This is a genomic window from Sphingopyxis sp. 113P3 (genome assembly GCF_001278035.1).
Taxonomy (GTDB): domain Bacteria; phylum Pseudomonadota; class Alphaproteobacteria; order Sphingomonadales; family Sphingomonadaceae; genus Sphingopyxis.
In genome coordinates this window covers 4,191,590-4,206,448 of the sequence record NZ_CP009452.1, presented here as the reverse complement: position 1 = coordinate 4,206,448, position 14,859 = coordinate 4,191,590, and the positions used below count along the sequence as shown (strand labels likewise).

Genomic DNA, 14,859 nt, shown 5'->3' with positions numbered 1-14,859 from the left:
TTCCGCCCGGCTTCCTCCACGCGCGAGCGCGTTCCGTGCAGCCGGTTCCCCGCGAAGCCGCCCACTCCGGTTGCACCCCCGGTCTCGCCGACGGGCAGGGTTTCAGCGCGGCGCTCCGCTGCGCGGAAACCCAAGCCCAAGGAGGTCAGAATGCACTATCAGCTTGCCACCCGGTTCGGCCGTAATGCCCATCAGATCAGCGGGCGGGAGCCGCTCGACAATGAGGCGCTCTATCGGCACGTCCCGTCGATCTTCGCCCGCGAGGCGCACGACAGCCGTTCGGACCGCTACGTCTATGTGCCGACCATCGACATCGTCGAGGGGCTGCGCCGGGAAGGATGGTTCCCGTTCTTCGCCGTTCAGTCGGTGCCGCGCGACGGCGGCCGCCACGGCCACGCCAAGCACATGCTGCGTCTGCGCCGGGACGAGGGCATCGGCAAGCCCGAGGCCGCCGAGGTCATCATCGTCAACAGCCACGACGGGACCAGCGCCTATCAGATGTTCGCTGGCATGCTGCGCTTCGTCTGCACCAACAGCATGATCGCAGGCGAGCGCTTCGAGGAAGTCCGCGTGCCGCACAAGGGCAACATTCAGGACGACATCATCGAGGGCGTTTATACCGTTGCCGAGGATTTCCCCCGGCTGATCGACGCCAGCGAAACGATGAAGGCGGTTCGGCTGTCCGAGGACGAGCGCCGGTTGCTCGGCGAGGTGAGCTTGGTCGCCCGCTATGGCGAGGACGAAAGCCCGTTGCGGCCCGAACAGATCATCGAGCCGCGCCGCCGCGAGGACGTTGGCGACAGCCTGTGGACCACGTTCAACGTCATTCAGGAGAATGTCGTTCGGGGCGGTTTGCAGGGCCGCAAGCGCAACGCCGAGGGTCGCATCCGCCGCGCACAGACTCGCGCCATCAACGGCATCGACCAGAACGTGACGCTCAACCGCGCTCTCTGGACGCTGGCCGAGGGGATGCAGCGCCTCAAGGCCGCCTGACCATCCGCCACCGCAGGGCCGGAGCTCCGGCCCTGCGGCTTCGCCGTTTTGCGCCGATCTGCTGCGCCAGATCGGCAGCGGCCGCGCGTCCCAAGGTTCGCGCGGCCGCAATCGCGCTCGCCGGGCTGGCGCCCGGCTCGCGCTCGAGTTCTGCGAAGCTAGTCAGTTTCGGACGGGTCGACTTCGGCCACAAGATCGGCGGGCGTGACGCCAAGCGCCGAGGCCAGGTGAAACAAGGTGACAACGGTCGGGTTACGTCGGCCCCGCTCCAGATCGCTGACATATTGCTGCGTAAAGCCCGACGTCTCCGCAAAGCGCTCCTGGGTAAAGCCCTTATCCTTTCTCAGCCTGGCAAAGTTCAATCCCACGAGGCGGCGCATGTCCATGCGCGGCAAACTGGACGATACACCCTATGCGGTTTATCTCATATAAGGTGTATCATCTTACGGGCGCTCACCATCGCGGCGATAGGTGCACTGAACGATGCGGGACTTGCGCATAACCGAAGGACGGATTTGGTCTAGGTTGGTTAACCGGGGGACATGACGGGCACGCCATGAGCAGATGTCAATTCGAGGACCGCGTGCCGGAGGCGGCGCAACTCACACCATACGACGAAAGCCACCTTGCCGACTATCTGCGCCTCCTCGATGCCGATGCCGAAGGGGCGGATTGGCGTCAGGCGGCTGCGTCGGTGTTCGGCATCGACGTGACTGCCGAACCCGATCGGGCGAAGGCGATGCATGAGAGCCATCTTGCGCGCGCAAGGTGGATGACGGAGATCGGCTACGCGCATCTGCTCGGCTGCGAACAGCCGTTAAAAGGTTAGGATTTCAGCAGATTCGGCAGCAATTCATTGCTGAATCAGCCGCGTAGCCGACATGGCTGCCTGCAATGTTCGCGCTATCGCGGCGAAGCGACGCCGCTGATGCTCCATCCACCGAAATCCGCGCGGAGCGCGGTTGGGAGGATGAAATGCCGACGCCGCCTGGGCGTCGCCAGCGACGCGCCGGCGGTCTGTCCGACGCGCTCGGGCGCGCCGACATAGCCGCCGAGTTTCTTCGACGAAACCGCACCTATCGCGCCGAATATACGCAGATGCAGCAGCGCATCGCGAGCGGCGCCGTCGCGAGGAACGCCGCCGAGGCGGCATTCGCGCGACGTTGGGGGTTGTCCTTTCGCGACGGCGCCGGATGATCTGTCAGAGCCTGTCGTTTGGCGCCCGGAGCTGACCGCCGTCACGGTCATTCTCGATGCCGCACCGGCCGGATTCGAGACCGCCGCTCCGGTCGATCCGCGAGCGCTCGGCGCGCTGCTCGCCGACATGGCCGGGATCGATGGACGCCATGTCATCGTCGCGGATGCGGCTGGCGAGCATCGGCTGTGGTTGCGCGACCCGACGCCCGGCCGGCCGCTCGCAGCCGTCATCCCGCTCGACAAGGATTTCCTCACCCGCATCGCCAGCCTGCTGCGCTTCCACCGTCGCTTGCTCGGCCGCGCGGCGGGGCCGTTGCCTCGCGGCTGGCCGCTCACCGCTTACCGGCTGGCACGGCTCGACCTCATGCTCCGCGCGCTGGACCTGCGCCAACGCGGCGCGACATATCGCCAAATCGCCGCTGAGCTGGGTCGCGAAGATGCGGCGCGGCTTCCTGCAACCGAGTGGAAGATCTCCGCCGCGCGATCCTTCGTGATGCGCCTGGTGCGCGACGCCACTTCGCTCATGAACGGTGACTACCGCAAGCTTCTCCGAATCCGCTGACCTGACCCGGCCGTAGCGACCGCCTTGGGGTGGTCGCATCCGTGTAGCCGCACATCTTCATACTCCACCCGGCCAAGCCCGCTTCGCCATTTTCGTCTCCTGCCGCCACCGCCCGCAGGAGCTGTCACTTGTCCGATACGCCCAACACCCTGCCGCCCCGCTTCCTGCGCACGCCGGAAGCCGCGCGCTTCCTCGGCCTCTCCGGCCGCACCCTCGAAAAGCACCGCTATTTCGGGACCGGCCCCGCTTACCGCCGGATCGGCGGGAGGGTCGTCTATTCAGTCGATGACCTGCGCGCCTGGGCCGACATCGGCATCAAGCATTCGACCTCCGATCCGGGACAGGACGACCTCATGCCGCGCGCGGACTCGGCAATTGCCCGGAGCCGGCGATGACCGTCCCGCCGTCCCCCATGCGCCATCGCCAGCCGTCCGATGACGGCATGACGCGCGTCGAGCTGACGTGGATAGAGAGGCGGCTCGAGCACTGGATCAGGTTCGGCCGCGTCGCCGTGGACGAGATCGTCGACCGCCGTCGCCGCATCGTCCGCTTCCGTCCGGGCGCGATCTTCGCGTTCGTTCGCTGGGCGGCAAACGACTACGGCACGGTCAGCTCGCGCATCGATATAGTGCGGGCGGTCGCTTCGGGCGAGCCGTTCACCACGCTGCCGTTCGTGCGGCCTGGCGGCGACATCCTGCTCAAGATCGAGAGCTGGCCCAAGGTCCAGCAGGTGCTCGCCGCAATCGACGCCACCGAGGCTGCGGGCGTCGATCCATGTGACGCCGCGCCCGATCACTGGCGGCACGTCCACAACCGCATTGCCGCCGGCCATCAGCCGCGCCCTTACACGCTGGAGCGCCATCGCGCCTGGCTCAAACGCCGGGAGATTGAGGGATGAGGCGCCGCTTCTATGTCCGTGCGACAGCAATCGCCGCTTCGGTCTTCGCTGTAGCGTTTACCGCCGTCGCGGTGTTCGATCCGCTGCCGCGCCTTGTCTGGAACGCCAGCGCGAGCACGCCGCTCGGCCTCTACCGGATAGAGCCCGAACGCGATCCACCAGTCGGCGCGCTGGTCGCCGTCATGCCGCCCGAGCCTCTCGGCCAATGGATGGCTGAGCGTGGCTATTTGGGCGAGGACGTACCGCTCTTGAAGCACGTCTCCGCCAAGGCCGGGCAGCGCGTGTGTCGGATCGGCGGCATCGTGAGCGTCGATGCCCGGCCTGTCGCCGTCGCACTGACGCGCGATCGGCTCGGCCGTCCGTTGCCCGTCTGGCAGGGCTGCCGCACGCTGGCGACCGGCGAACTGCTGCTGCTCAACCCGGCACATCCCGACAGCCTGGACGGCCGCTATTTCGGCCCACTCCGCGTCTCCGCCGTACTCGGTCGCGCGATTCCGATCCTCACCCGTGACACGCCGAACGCGCCGCTCGCCTAGCGCTGACCCGCTTTTCCCTGCCAACCCAAAGGAGATTTTCCATGCAGATCGGCAGCTTCTTTCGCACCACCAACGGCTACGAAGGCATCATTGAGACGGCGACGCTCGACATCCGCATCTCAATCGTGCCGGCCGAGCCGAGCGACGCCGACAAGGCGCCGGACTGGCGGGTCCATCGCGGCGACGGTGGCGAAGGCCCGGAGATCGGCGCCGGCTGGAACGAGACTGGCGAACGCGCAGGCGATTACGTCTCGCTGCGTATTGATGATCCCGTCTTTCCTCAGCCGATCCGCGCCGCGCTGTTCCAGAACACGGGCGACAAGTCGGCATGGTCGCTGCGCTGGAGCCGCCAACCGAAGTCTCGCGAGCAGGACTGAGCCCGTGCGCGTCCCCATCATCCCTTTGTTCGCGGGAAAGCCGTCTCATCCCTTCGTCCCGCTCAGTCGCAGCCCGGCCGGGGTGCGCAGCGAAGGTCAAGGGCGGCCAACGGCCGGCGCACCGCGCGCACCCTTGAGCGCAGCGAGCACGCTGGCAGGCTGGCGGCGGAGCGGAGTCGGATCGGCCGTGGCGCTCGTCGTCGTGCTGCTGTCCGGTGGCGCTGCGCCGGTCGCGGCGTTGGCGCAGGATTTGCCGGCCGAGCGATCCGCGGCGGCTCATCCTTACGCAGGTCATGTCGCCGAAGCCGCGCGGCGGTTTGGAATCCCCGAGAGCTGGATATGGGCGGTGATGCGCGTCGAGAGCGGCGGCAACTCCCGCGCTGTATCGCGCGCCGGGGCGACGGGATTGATGCAGATCATGCCCGCGACCTGGGCCGAGCTTCGCGCCCGATATGGTCTCGGCGCTGACCCGTTCGACCTGCGCGACAATATCATGGCGGGCGCGGCCTATCTGCGCGAGATGCACGACCGCTACGGCAGTGCGAGCGCGATGCTGGCGGCCTATAATGCGGGTCCGGGCCGGTACGACGATTACCTGTCGCGCGGCCGTCCGCTGCCGCCCGAGACGGTCGGCTACCTCGCCCGGCTCACGGCCGTTGTCAGCACGGCTGGCACGGCGGAAGTGACGGTGAGCGCGTCGCCCGATCCGTTCGCCTGGCGCCGCGCCGCACTGTTCGTCCGCACCGCGAGCGCCGCTTCGGAAGCTGTCGGCGCGCAGTCGAACAGGGAAGAAGCTGCGTCCGAGCTGCCGAACGATCGGCTGAGATCTGGCGACATTCGCTCCGCCGCTCCCCCTTCCAACAAGCCGGCGGACACGCTGTTCGTCCCCCGCGCCCGCGCGGGCCGACCGCAATGATTCCGGCCTCATCCCTATCATCCGGCGCGAGCAGGATTATGGCTGGAGTGGAAGAGAACGGCAGGGACAGGCGAGGGCAAGATACAAGTCGCACCCCGTTTCGCCGAAAAGCCAAGGCTTTTCCGTGGCTTCACATGGGGGCGTCGGTCGGCGAGCGTGCCGCTCGGAAGGAAAAAGCTAGGCATTTCAACGCACCGAACGGCACCACGGCTGGTTTTCGGCGAGAAACGGCCGGCCATGAGCGATAGCCAAGAGTTCCGCGTCCGGCCGGGCAAGGCCAAGCGCAGCAAGGCGCAGGGCCGCAATGCGCGCGGGCTGGTCGCCGAGGTGCTGCGCATCGCCGCAATGAGCGGCGGCAGTCAGCGTTCGGGCTGGGGCGGTTCGCGTCGGCGCGGCCAGTCGAGCTTCGGGAAGGGACGCACGGCCTTCGCGCGCAGTCGCCTTTTCGGCTCCGGCCGGCGCGTGCTGGTGAAGGCGCTGCCGGTGCGCCACCGCTTCGGCGGCCGGCGCATGGCGCCGCTGTCCGCGCACATCGCCTATCTGAAACGCGAAGGCGTTACCCGTGACGGCTCGCCGACGCGCATGTTCGACGCCGAGTCCGACCGGGCCGATGACCGTGCCTTCGCCGATCGGTGCAAGGACGACCGGCATCATTTCCGCATCATCGTATCGCCCGAGGATGCGGGCGAGCTGACCGACCTGCGCGAATATACCCGCGACCTCGTGCGCCAGATGGAAGCGGACCTGGGGACGCGGCTCGATTGGGTCGCGGTCGATCACTGGAACACGGACAACCCGCACGTCCATCTGCTCGTGCGCGGCGTCACAGACCAGGGCGCCGATCTCGTCATGGCGCGCGACTATATCAGCCACGGCCTGCGCTCGCGCGCCGAGGAGCTTGCCTTCGCCGAGCTGGGGCCGAAGCCTGAGCATGAAATCCAGCGCGCGCTTGACCGCGAGGTGACGGCGGAGCGCTGGACCCGGCTCGATAGCGAGATCCAGCGCACCGCCGATGAGCTGAGCGTCATCGACTTGCGTCCCGAGCGGCCCGGCCCCGACGACCCGCGCCTGCGCCGGCTGATGGTCGGCCGTTTGCAACACCTTGAGACGATGGGGCTCGCCGCCGAGGGCGAGCCGGGCCAATGGGCGGTCGCCGAGGGCGCGCAGGCGAAGTTGCGCGAGCTGGCCGCGCGCGGCGACATCATCCGCACCATCGGCCAGGCGCTCAAGGATCAGGGGCAAGATCGGCCGCTCGACAGCTATGTCGTGGTGAGCGGTGCGCCGGAGAAGCCGATCGTCGGCCGGCTCATCGACAAGGGTTTGCACGATGAGCTGACCGGCACCGCCTATGCCGTGATCGACGGCATGGACGGGCGCACGCATCATGTCCGCTTACCCGGTATCGAGGCGCTGGAGCACAGCCCCAAGCTCGGCGGCATCGTCGAGTTGCGCGCGATCGGCAAGCCGGGCGAGGAGCGGCCGACGCTCATCCTGGCAACGCGGTCGGACCTCGATCTCGCCGCGCAGATCAAGGCGCCCGGCGCGACCTGGCTGGACCACCGCCTGATCGAGCGCGGCGCCGGGGTCGCGGACGGCGGGTTCGGCGCCGAGGTGCGCCGGGCGATGGACACCCGCGCCGACCACCTCGTCAAGGGAGGGCTCGCGCGCCGGTTCGGCGAACGGACGGTATTCGAGCGCGGTCTGATCGATACGCTGCGGCGGCGCGAGCTGGACTCAGTTGGCGCAAGGATCGCGGGCGAGACCGGGCTGACCTATCGGCCGACGCAGGCCGGCGAGAAGATCGCCGGTGTCGTGCGCCAGCGCCTCGGACTAGCGTCCGGCCGTTTCGCCATGATCGACGACGGCCTCGGCTTCCGCCTCGTGCCCTGGGCCAGCGCCCTCGAACAGCAGCTCGGACGCCAAGTCTCCGGCGTCATCCGCGACGGCGGCGGGCTCGACCTGATGATGGGCCGCAAGCGCGGCCTCGGCCTCTAGCCAGCGCAGGGAGACAAGCATGTCCGCGACGAAAATCCTATGGGGCCAAGTCATCACCGTGTTCATGATCGTGCTCGCCGGCGTATGGGGCGCGACGCAGTGGACCGCCGCCGCGCTCGCCTATCAGCCCGAGCTTGGGCCACCGTGGTTCATTGCCTTTGGCTGGCGCATCTATCCGCCGCCGGCCTTCTTCTGGTGGTGGTTCAGCTTCGACGCCTATGCGCCCGACATCTTCAAGATCGGCGCGTTCATCGCCGCGTCGGGCGGGTTCGTGTCGATCGCCGTCGCCATCGCCATGTCGGTTTGGCGCGCCCGCGAGCTGAAGAACGCCGAGACCTACGGCTCGGCGCGCTGGGCGAGCGAGAAGGAAGTCCGCGCCGCCGGGCTGCTCGGCGCCGATGGCGTTGTGCTGGGAAGGCTTGGCCGTGACTATCTGCGCCACGATGGCCCCGAGCATGTGCTGTGCTTTGCGCCGACCCGTTCGGGCAAGGGCGTCGGACTGGTCATACCGTCGCTGCTGACCTGGCCGGGCTCCGCGATCGTCCACGACATCAAGGGCGAGAACTGGCAGCTCACCGCCGGCTTCCGCTCGCGGCATGGCCGAGTGCTGCTGTTCGATCCGACCAACGCCGCGTCGGCCGCCTACAACCCGTTACTCGAAGTGCGGCGCGGCCAGTGGGAGGTGCGCGACGTGCAGAACGTCGCCGACGTGCTGGTCGATCCCGAAGGCAGTCTCGAGCGCCGGAACCATTGGGAGAAAACATCGCACTCGCTGCTGGTCGGCGCGATCCTGCACGTCCTCTACGCCGAGCCGGACAAAACCCTCGCCGGGGTGGCCTCGTTCCTCACCGATCCGTCGCGCACGATCGAGCAGACACTTGCGGCGATGATGGCGACGCCGCACCTGGGCGAAGCCGGCGTGCATCCCGTCGTCGCCAGCGCAGCACGCGAGCTGCTGAACAAGTCGGACAACGAGCGATCGGGCGTGCTCAGCACCGCCATGTCGTTCCTCGGGCTCTACCGCGATCCTATCGTCGCGCAGGTCACGCGGGCGTGCCAATGGCGCATATCGGATCTGGTGGAGGGCGAGCGGCCGGCGACGCTCTATCTGGTCGTGCCGCCCAGCGACATCTCGCGCACCAAGCCGCTCATCCGCCTCATCCTCAACCAGATCGGGCGCCGGTTGACCGAGGAGTTGACCCCGAAGGGCAACCGCCATCGCGTGCTCTTGATGCTCGACGAGTTTCCCGCGCTCGGCCGGCTCGACTTCTTCGAGTCCGCACTGGCGTTCATGGCGGGTTATCGCCTCAAGGCGTTCCTGATCGCGCAATCGCTCAATCAGATCGAGAAGGCATACGGGCCGAACAACGCGATCCTCGACAACTGCCATGTCCGTGTGAGCTTCGCCACCAACGACGAGCGAACAGCCAAGCGCGTCTCGGATGCGCTCGGCACCGCGACCGAAATGCGGGCGATGAAGAACTATGCGGGGCACCGCCTGTCGCCGTGGCTCGGGCATCTGATGGTGTCGCGATCCGAGACCGCCCGCCAGCTCCTCACCCCCGGCGAGGTCATGCAGCTCCCGCCAGACGATGAGATCGTGATGGTAGCAGGCGTCCACCCGATCCGGGCGAAGAAGGCGCGCTACTTTCAGGACCGCCGCTTGTCCGAGCGGATCATGGATACGCCCAAGCCGATCGCAAGCGCGGCACGTCCCGATGACTGGACCGGCCGCGCCGCCGCCGCCGACCCGGCCGACGTGGCGCGGATCGTGCGGGCGCAGGAGGACGCGGCCAATGGCGGCCTGCGCCGCGAGCCCGAACTGCCCGAGCATGTCGCCATCGCGCCCGAGACATCGCCGCCGCCGGCGCAGGAGTTTGCGATCGTCGATGACGAGCAGGACGACGCGGCCCGGCAGGCGGCCGTGCGTCGCCGGATGCAGGGCCTCGCGCGGCAGGCGTCGCTCGACCCCGGCGACGGCATCGAACTGTAGGAGGTATCGATGCGAACCCGGCTCAACGTCTATTTCCCGCCCGCGCTCGCCAAGCAGGTTGACGAGTTGGCGATCCGGCGGCGCATCTCGCGCTCGGCGATCGTGGAGGCGGCGGTCGCGTCCTATCTGTCGCCTGACGGCGCCGACCGAATGGAGGCGGCATTCGCCCGTAGGCTAGATCGGCTGTCGCGACAGGTGCAGCGGTTGGAGCGCAACACGGGCCTCTCGACCGAAGCACTGGCGCTGTTCGTCCGATTTTGGCTGTCGGTGACGCCGCCGTTGCCCGACGAAGACCAAGCCGCGGCGCAGGTCAAAGGTCGCAAGCGCTACGAAGGCTTTATCGAGACGCTCGGTCGTCGCTTCGCCAGCGGCAAGAGCTTGCTCGACGAGATTCCCGAAGACGTATGGCCAAAAGCGGCAAGTGATTCGGAGTAAGTAGCGCCGCGACTAGGCGCTGAGGCGGAAGGCCGATCCGCACTCCGTAAGTATCTGCCGCCGCCTCTACTACGCCGCCAGCTTACTGTTGCTCACGGCCCGTTTCTGCCTCTCTTGATGTGCCCCGACAGCCGGGCGGCGGTTCGCCCGGCTCATTTGAGGGGCCGATCCTTGACCGTCCATCCCATCCGTTCCGAGGCCAAGACGCGCGGCGCGCGGATGCTGCGCACCGCGCTCGGGCCTTCGATCGCGGCCTGGCTGGACGACCCCGCCGTCATCGAAGTGATGCTCAATCCGGACGGCCGGCTATGGCTGGACCGGCTCGGCGAGGGGATCAGCGACACCGGCGAGCTGCTGAGTGCGGCGGACGGCGAACGTATCGTCCGCCTGGTCGCGCACCATGTCGGCGTCGAGGTCCATGCACGATCACCGCGCGTCTCCGCCGAGCTGCCCGAAGGCGGCGAGCGGTTCGAGGGGCTGTTGCCGCCCGTCGTCGCCGCGCCGGCCTTCGCGATCCGCAAACCCGCCGTCGCTGTGTTCACGCTCGACGACTATGCGGCCGCTGGGATCATGTCGGCGGTCGATGCCGAGGCGCTGCGCCACGGCGTCCAAACCCGCGCCAATATCCTCGTCGCAGGCGGCACGGGCGCGGGCAAGACTACGCTGGTCAACGCGCTGCTCGCCGAGGTGGCGAAGACCACCGATCGCATCGTCCTAATCGAAGACACGCGCGAGCTGCAATGCGCCGCGCCCAACCTCGTCGCCATGCGGACCAAGGACGGCGTGGTGTCGCTGTCCGAGCTGGTCCGCTCGTCGCTGCGCCTGCGGCCGGATCGCATCCCCATCGGCGAGGTGCGCGGAGCGGAAGCGCTCGACCTCATCAAAGCCTGGGGCACCGGCCATCCCGGCGGCGTCGGCACGATTCACGCCGGCACCTCGCTCGGCGCGCTCCGCCGCATGGAGCAGCTCATCCAGGAGGCCGTCGTCACGGTCCCGCGCGCGCTGATCGCCGAGACCATCGACCTGATCGCCGTGCTGGTCCGGGACGCCCACGGGCGCCGGCTGACCGAGCTGGCCCGCGTCAGCGGGCTCGACCCGGCCACCGGCGATTACCGACTCACTCCGCTTTCCACCACCCAACCGGGAGACCTGCCATGATCCATGCCCTTCGGCGTGGCGCACGCCGCGCCATGCTCGCCGCCACCGCCAGCGTGACCGCGCTCACCGTCTCGGCCCCGGCCCATGCGGGCGGATCGTCGATGCCGTGGGAAGCGCCGCTGCAATCCATCCTCGAATCGATCGAGGGGCCGGTGGCGAAGATCGTCGCGGTCATCATCATTATCGTGACCGGCCTGACCCTGGCGTTCGGCGATACGTCGGGCGGCTTCCGCCGCCTGATCCAGATCGTGTTCGGCCTCAGCATCGCGTTTGCGGCCAGTTCGTTCTTCCTCAGCTTCTTCAGCTTCGGCGGCGGAGCGCTGATCGCGTGACCGGCGCGGGCGATCCTGTCGAGCCGATCCCCGGCTATTTCGCGCCGGTCCACCGGGCGCTGACCGAGCCGATCCTGCTCGGCGGCGCACCGCGGTCGCTCGCTATCGTCAACGGCACGCTGGCGGGCGCGATCGGTCTCGGCCTGCGCCTCTGGATCGCCGGCCTGGTCATCTGGGCCATCGGCCATGCGATCTCGGTCTGGGCGGCGCGGCGCGACCCGCAGTTCGTCGATGTCGCCCGTCGCCACCTCCGTTTCCCGACATGGATGCAGCCATGATGAGCTTGCGCGAATACCGCCACAAGGCGGCGCACCTCGCCGACTTCCTTCCCTGGGCCGCTCTGGTCGGCGAAGGCCTCGTTCTCAACAAGGACGGGTCGTTCCAGCGCACCGCCCGTTTCCGCGGCCCCGATCTCGATAGCGCCACGCCGGCCGAGCTGGTGGCGACGACGGCGCGGCTCAACAATTCGCTGCGCCGTCTCGGCTCCGGTTGGGCGATATTCGTCGAGGCGCAGCGCACGCCCGCGCTCGACTACCCCGACGCCGAGTTCCCCGATGCGGTATCGGCGCTGGTCGATATGGAGCGGCGCGAACAGTTTCGCGAGGAGGGCGCGCATTTCGAGAGCCGCTATTATCTGACGCTCTTATGGATGCCGCCGGCCGAGGAAGCCGCGCGCGCCGAGGGCTGGCTCTACGAAGGCCGGTCAACGTCCGGCGTCGATCCGTGGGAGCTGCTCAAGAGCTTCACCGATCGCAGCGACCGCGTTCTCAACCTGGTGGAAGGCTTCGTGCCCGAGGTCCGCTGGCTCGATGACGCCGAGACGCTGACCTACCTGCACAGCACGATCTCGACCCGGCGCCAGCGCGTGCGCGTGCCCGAAACACCGATGCACCTCGACGCGCTGCTGGCCGATGAGCCGCTGACCGGCGGACTTGAGCCGCGCCTGGGCGACCATCATCTCCGCACGCTGACGATCACGGGATTCCCGAGCGTGACGTTTCCCGGCCTGCTCGACGAGCTGAACCGGCTCGCCTTCGAGTATCGCTGGTCCACCCGCGCGATCATGCTCGACAAGACCGACGCGACCAAGCTGCTGACCAAGATCAGGCGGCAATGGTTCGCCAAGCGCAAGTCGGTCGCGGCCATCTTGAAAGAGGTGATGACCAATGAGGCATCCACGCTGCTCGACAGCGACGCCTCGAACAAGGCCGCCGACGCCGACACCGCCCTGCAGGAGCTGGGCGCCGACTATGCCGGCATGGCCTATGTCACCGCGACGGTGACGGTGTGGGACCGCGATCCCGCCATCGCCGCCGAGAAGCTGCGGCTGGTCGAGAAGGTCATCCAGGGCCGCGACTTCACCGTGATCCCCGAGGGGATGAACGCGATCGAGGCGTGGCTGGGGAGCCTGCCCGGCCATACCTACGCCAACGTCCGCCAACCTCCGATTTCCACCATCAATCTCGCCCACCTGATCCCCCTGTCAGCGGTATGGGCGGGGCCGGAACGGGACGAGCATTTCGGTGCGCCCCCCTTGCTCTACGGCAAGACCGAAGGCTCGACCCCGTTCCGGTTTTCCCTTCACGTCGGCGATGTCGGACACACGCTGATCGTCGGCCCGACCGGCGCCGGCAAATCGGTGCTGCTCGCGCTGATGGCGATGCAGTTCCGCCGCTACGAGAACGCCCAGGTCTTTGCCTTCGACTTCGGCGGCAGCATCCGCGCCGCCGCCATCGGCATGGGTGGCGACTGGCAGGATCTCGGCGGGATGTTGGCCGACGAGGCCGGTGACGGCGTGCAGCTCCAGCCGCTCGCGCATATCGACGATCCGGCCGAACGTGCCTGGGCCGCCGAATGGCTGGCGGCGATCCTCGCCTCCGAAGGCGTCGCGGTCGATCCGCAGGCCAAGGAGCATATCTGGTCCGCGCTCGGCTCGCTGGCATCCGCGCCGATCGGCGAACGCACCATCACCGGCCTTTCCGTCCTTTTGCAAAGCCAGCAGCTCAAGCAGGCGCTGGCTTCCTACTGCATCGGCGGTCCGTGGGGCCGGCTGCTCGACGCCGAGGCGGAGCGCCTTGGTGAAGCCTCGGTGCAGGCGTTCGAGACGGAGGGCCTGGTCGGCGCCGGCTCGGCCGCCGCGGTGCTCTCCTACCTGTTCCACCGGATCGAGGGCCGGCTGGACGGCTCGCCCACGCTCATCATCATAGACGAGGGCTGGCTGGTGCTCGACAGCCCGGCCTTCGCGGCGCAGCTCCGCGAGTGGCTCAAGACCTTGCGGAAGAAGAACGCGAGCGTGGTGTTCGCCACGCAGAGCCTCGCCGACATCGAGACGTCGAGCATCGCGCCGGCCATCATCGAAAGCTGCCCGACGCGCATCTTCCTGCCGAACGAGCGCGCCGCCGAACCGCAGATCGCTGCGATCTACGAACGGTTCGGCCTCAACGACCGTCAGATCGAAATCCTCAGCCGGGCGACTCCCAAGCGCGACTATTACTGCCAGTCGCGGCGGGGAAACCGCCTGTTCGAGCTGGGGCTGGGCGAAGTCGCGCTGGCGTTCGCCGCCGCGTCGTCGAAGACCGACCAGCTCCGCATCGCCGAGATCACCGAAACCCACGACGCCTCCGCCTTCGCGGCTGAGTGGCTGCGCCATCGCGGCTGCGCCTGGGCGATCGAGCTTCTTCCCCCCAGCCAGCAGGAGTTACCGCTATGAAGACCAGAATCCTGCGCCGAGCCATCGTGGCCGGCGTCCTCGCCACGTCGGGCGTCATCGGCATCACTGCCGCGACCCCGGCCTACGCGCAGTTCGGCGGGATCGTCTATGATCCCACCAACTATGCGCAGAACGTGCTGACGGCCGCCCGGTCGCTCCAGCAGATCAACAATCAGATTCAGCAAATCCAGAACCAGGCGACGAGTCTTCTCAACGAAGCGCGTAACCTGACTTCGCTGCCGTTCAGTCAGCTTCAGCAGCTTCAGAGCCAGTTCCAGCGCACGCAGCAGCTTCTCTCCGAGGCGCAGCGCATCGCCTACGACGTGCGCTCCATCGACCAGGCGTTCTCGCAACGCTATCGGGGCACCAACCTGTCCGGCTCGGATCAGTCGCTCGTCGCCGATGCCCGCAGCCGCTGGGAGGCGAGCGTCGGCGCGTTCGAGGACGCGCTGAAAGTGCAGGCCGGCGTGGTCGGCAACATCGACGGCTCGCGCACCACGCTCGACCGGCTCGTCAACGCCAGCCAGTCAGCCGATGGCGCGCTGCAAGCCGCCCAGGCCGGCAACCAGCTCATCGCCCTGCAATCGCAGCAGCTAGCCGATTTGACCGCGCTCGTCGCGGCGCAGGGCCGGGCGCAGTCGCTCGACATGGCGCAGCGGGCGGCCGCGCAGGCGCAGGCCCGCGAGCAGCTCCGCCGGTTCCTCAGCCCGCGCACCGGCTACCAGCCGGGCAACGCGCGCATGTTCCACGATTGACG

18 protein-coding genes are annotated in these 14,859 nt (G+C 68.0%); 17 read left to right on the top strand and 1 reads right to left on the bottom strand.

Translation table 11 applies throughout. From position 1 onward, the window contains the following. Positions 1-150: 150 nt before the first annotated feature. Positions 151-993: a DUF932 domain-containing protein gene (locus tag LH20_RS20320; protein WP_053555790.1), complete on the top strand. Its 843-nt coding sequence runs from the start codon at positions 151-153 to the stop codon at positions 991-993. Positions 994-1,151: 158 nt separating this feature from the next. Here the strand turns inward: LH20_RS20320 and LH20_RS20315 are convergent, their stop codons facing one another. Beyond that, on the bottom strand, positions 1,152-1,379 hold the full coding sequence (locus LH20_RS20315; RefSeq protein WP_053555789.1) for a helix-turn-helix domain-containing protein: 228 nt from the start codon (positions 1,377-1,379) through the stop codon (positions 1,152-1,154). A gap of 170 nt (positions 1,380-1,549) precedes the next feature. On the opposite strand from LH20_RS20315, the gene LH20_RS20310 reads away from it, so the two are divergent. The 16 genes from LH20_RS20310 to trbJ all read left to right on the top strand — a co-directional run bounded on the left by LH20_RS20310 (position 1,550) and on the right by trbJ (position 14,857). Then, positions 1,550-1,822, top strand: a complete 273-nt coding sequence (locus LH20_RS20310) for a DNA -binding domain-containing protein (RefSeq protein ID WP_053555788.1) — start codon at positions 1,550-1,552, stop codon at positions 1,820-1,822. A gap of 146 nt (positions 1,823-1,968) precedes the next feature. Next, positions 1,969-2,190 carry a transcriptional regulator domain-containing protein gene (locus tag LH20_RS20305; protein ID WP_053556408.1) on the top strand — a complete coding sequence of 74 codons (222 nt, stop codon included), beginning with the start codon at positions 1,969-1,971 and terminating at the stop codon, positions 2,188-2,190. Beyond that, positions 2,084-2,752, top strand: a complete 669-nt coding sequence (locus LH20_RS20300) for a DUF2285 domain-containing protein (protein ID WP_442800468.1) — start codon at positions 2,084-2,086, stop codon at positions 2,750-2,752. Before LH20_RS20305 ends, LH20_RS20300 begins: the two co-directional genes overlap by 107 nt. 128 nt (positions 2,753-2,880) lie before the next feature. Continuing rightward, a complete protein-coding gene (locus LH20_RS20295) occupies positions 2,881-3,147 on the top strand; it encodes a helix-turn-helix transcriptional regulator (RefSeq protein WP_053555787.1) in 267 nt (88 codons plus the stop codon). Then, positions 3,144-3,650, top strand: coding sequence for a DUF2840 domain-containing protein (locus LH20_RS20290; protein ID WP_053555786.1), 507 nt, complete (start codon positions 3,144-3,146; stop codon positions 3,648-3,650). Before LH20_RS20295 ends, LH20_RS20290 begins: the two co-directional genes overlap by 4 nt. Next, a complete protein-coding gene (locus LH20_RS20285) occupies positions 3,647-4,186 on the top strand; it encodes a S26 family signal peptidase (protein WP_053555785.1) in 540 nt (179 codons plus the stop codon). The genes LH20_RS20290 and LH20_RS20285 overlap by 4 nt, the downstream gene beginning before the upstream one ends. A 41-nt stretch (positions 4,187-4,227) precedes the next feature. Continuing rightward, positions 4,228-4,563 carry a DUF736 domain-containing protein gene (locus tag LH20_RS20280; protein ID WP_053555784.1) on the top strand — a complete coding sequence of 112 codons (336 nt, stop codon included), beginning with the start codon at positions 4,228-4,230 and terminating at the stop codon, positions 4,561-4,563. A 4-nt stretch (positions 4,564-4,567) separates the two neighbouring features. Beyond that, entirely contained in the window at positions 4,568-5,479 is a 912-nt protein-coding gene (locus tag LH20_RS20275) for a lytic transglycosylase domain-containing protein (protein ID WP_053555783.1), read from the top strand. A gap of 237 nt (positions 5,480-5,716) precedes the next feature. Continuing rightward, a complete protein-coding gene (locus tag LH20_RS20270; RefSeq protein ID WP_053555782.1) occupies positions 5,717-7,474 on the top strand; it encodes a relaxase/mobilization nuclease domain-containing protein in 1,758 nt (585 codons plus the stop codon). A 19-nt stretch (positions 7,475-7,493) separates the two neighbouring features. Beyond that, positions 7,494-9,467 carry a conjugal transfer protein TraG gene (locus tag LH20_RS20265; protein ID WP_053555781.1) on the top strand — a complete coding sequence of 658 codons (1,974 nt, stop codon included), beginning with the start codon at positions 7,494-7,496 and terminating at the stop codon, positions 9,465-9,467. Positions 9,468-9,476: 9 nt separating this feature from the next. Beyond that, positions 9,477-9,902, top strand: a complete 426-nt coding sequence (locus LH20_RS20260; RefSeq protein WP_053555780.1) for a CopG family transcriptional regulator — start codon at positions 9,477-9,479, stop codon at positions 9,900-9,902. A gap of 171 nt (positions 9,903-10,073) precedes the next feature. Next, positions 10,074-11,060: a P-type conjugative transfer ATPase TrbB gene (gene trbB / locus LH20_RS20255; protein ID WP_053555779.1), complete on the top strand. Its 987-nt coding sequence runs from the start codon at positions 10,074-10,076 to the stop codon at positions 11,058-11,060. Then, positions 11,057-11,392 (top strand): TrbC/VirB2 family protein, encoded by a 336-nt coding sequence (locus LH20_RS20250; protein WP_053555778.1) that lies wholly within the window; start codon positions 11,057-11,059, stop codon positions 11,390-11,392. The genes trbB and LH20_RS20250 overlap by 4 nt, the downstream gene beginning before the upstream one ends. After that, the gene (locus LH20_RS20245; RefSeq protein ID WP_053555777.1) at positions 11,389-11,670 is read left to right on the top strand and encodes a VirB3 family type IV secretion system protein; all 282 of its coding nucleotides are present in this window, start codon (positions 11,389-11,391) and stop codon (positions 11,668-11,670) included. The genes LH20_RS20250 and LH20_RS20245 overlap by 4 nt, the downstream gene beginning before the upstream one ends. Next, positions 11,667-14,102 (top strand): conjugal transfer protein TrbE, encoded by a 2,436-nt coding sequence (gene trbE / locus LH20_RS20240; RefSeq protein WP_053555776.1) that lies wholly within the window; start codon positions 11,667-11,669, stop codon positions 14,100-14,102. Before LH20_RS20245 ends, trbE begins: the two co-directional genes overlap by 4 nt. Beyond that, positions 14,099-14,857, top strand: coding sequence for a P-type conjugative transfer protein TrbJ (gene trbJ, locus LH20_RS20235; protein WP_053555775.1), 759 nt, complete (start codon positions 14,099-14,101; stop codon positions 14,855-14,857). The genes trbE and trbJ overlap by 4 nt, the downstream gene beginning before the upstream one ends. Positions 14,858-14,859: the final 2 nt, after the last annotated feature.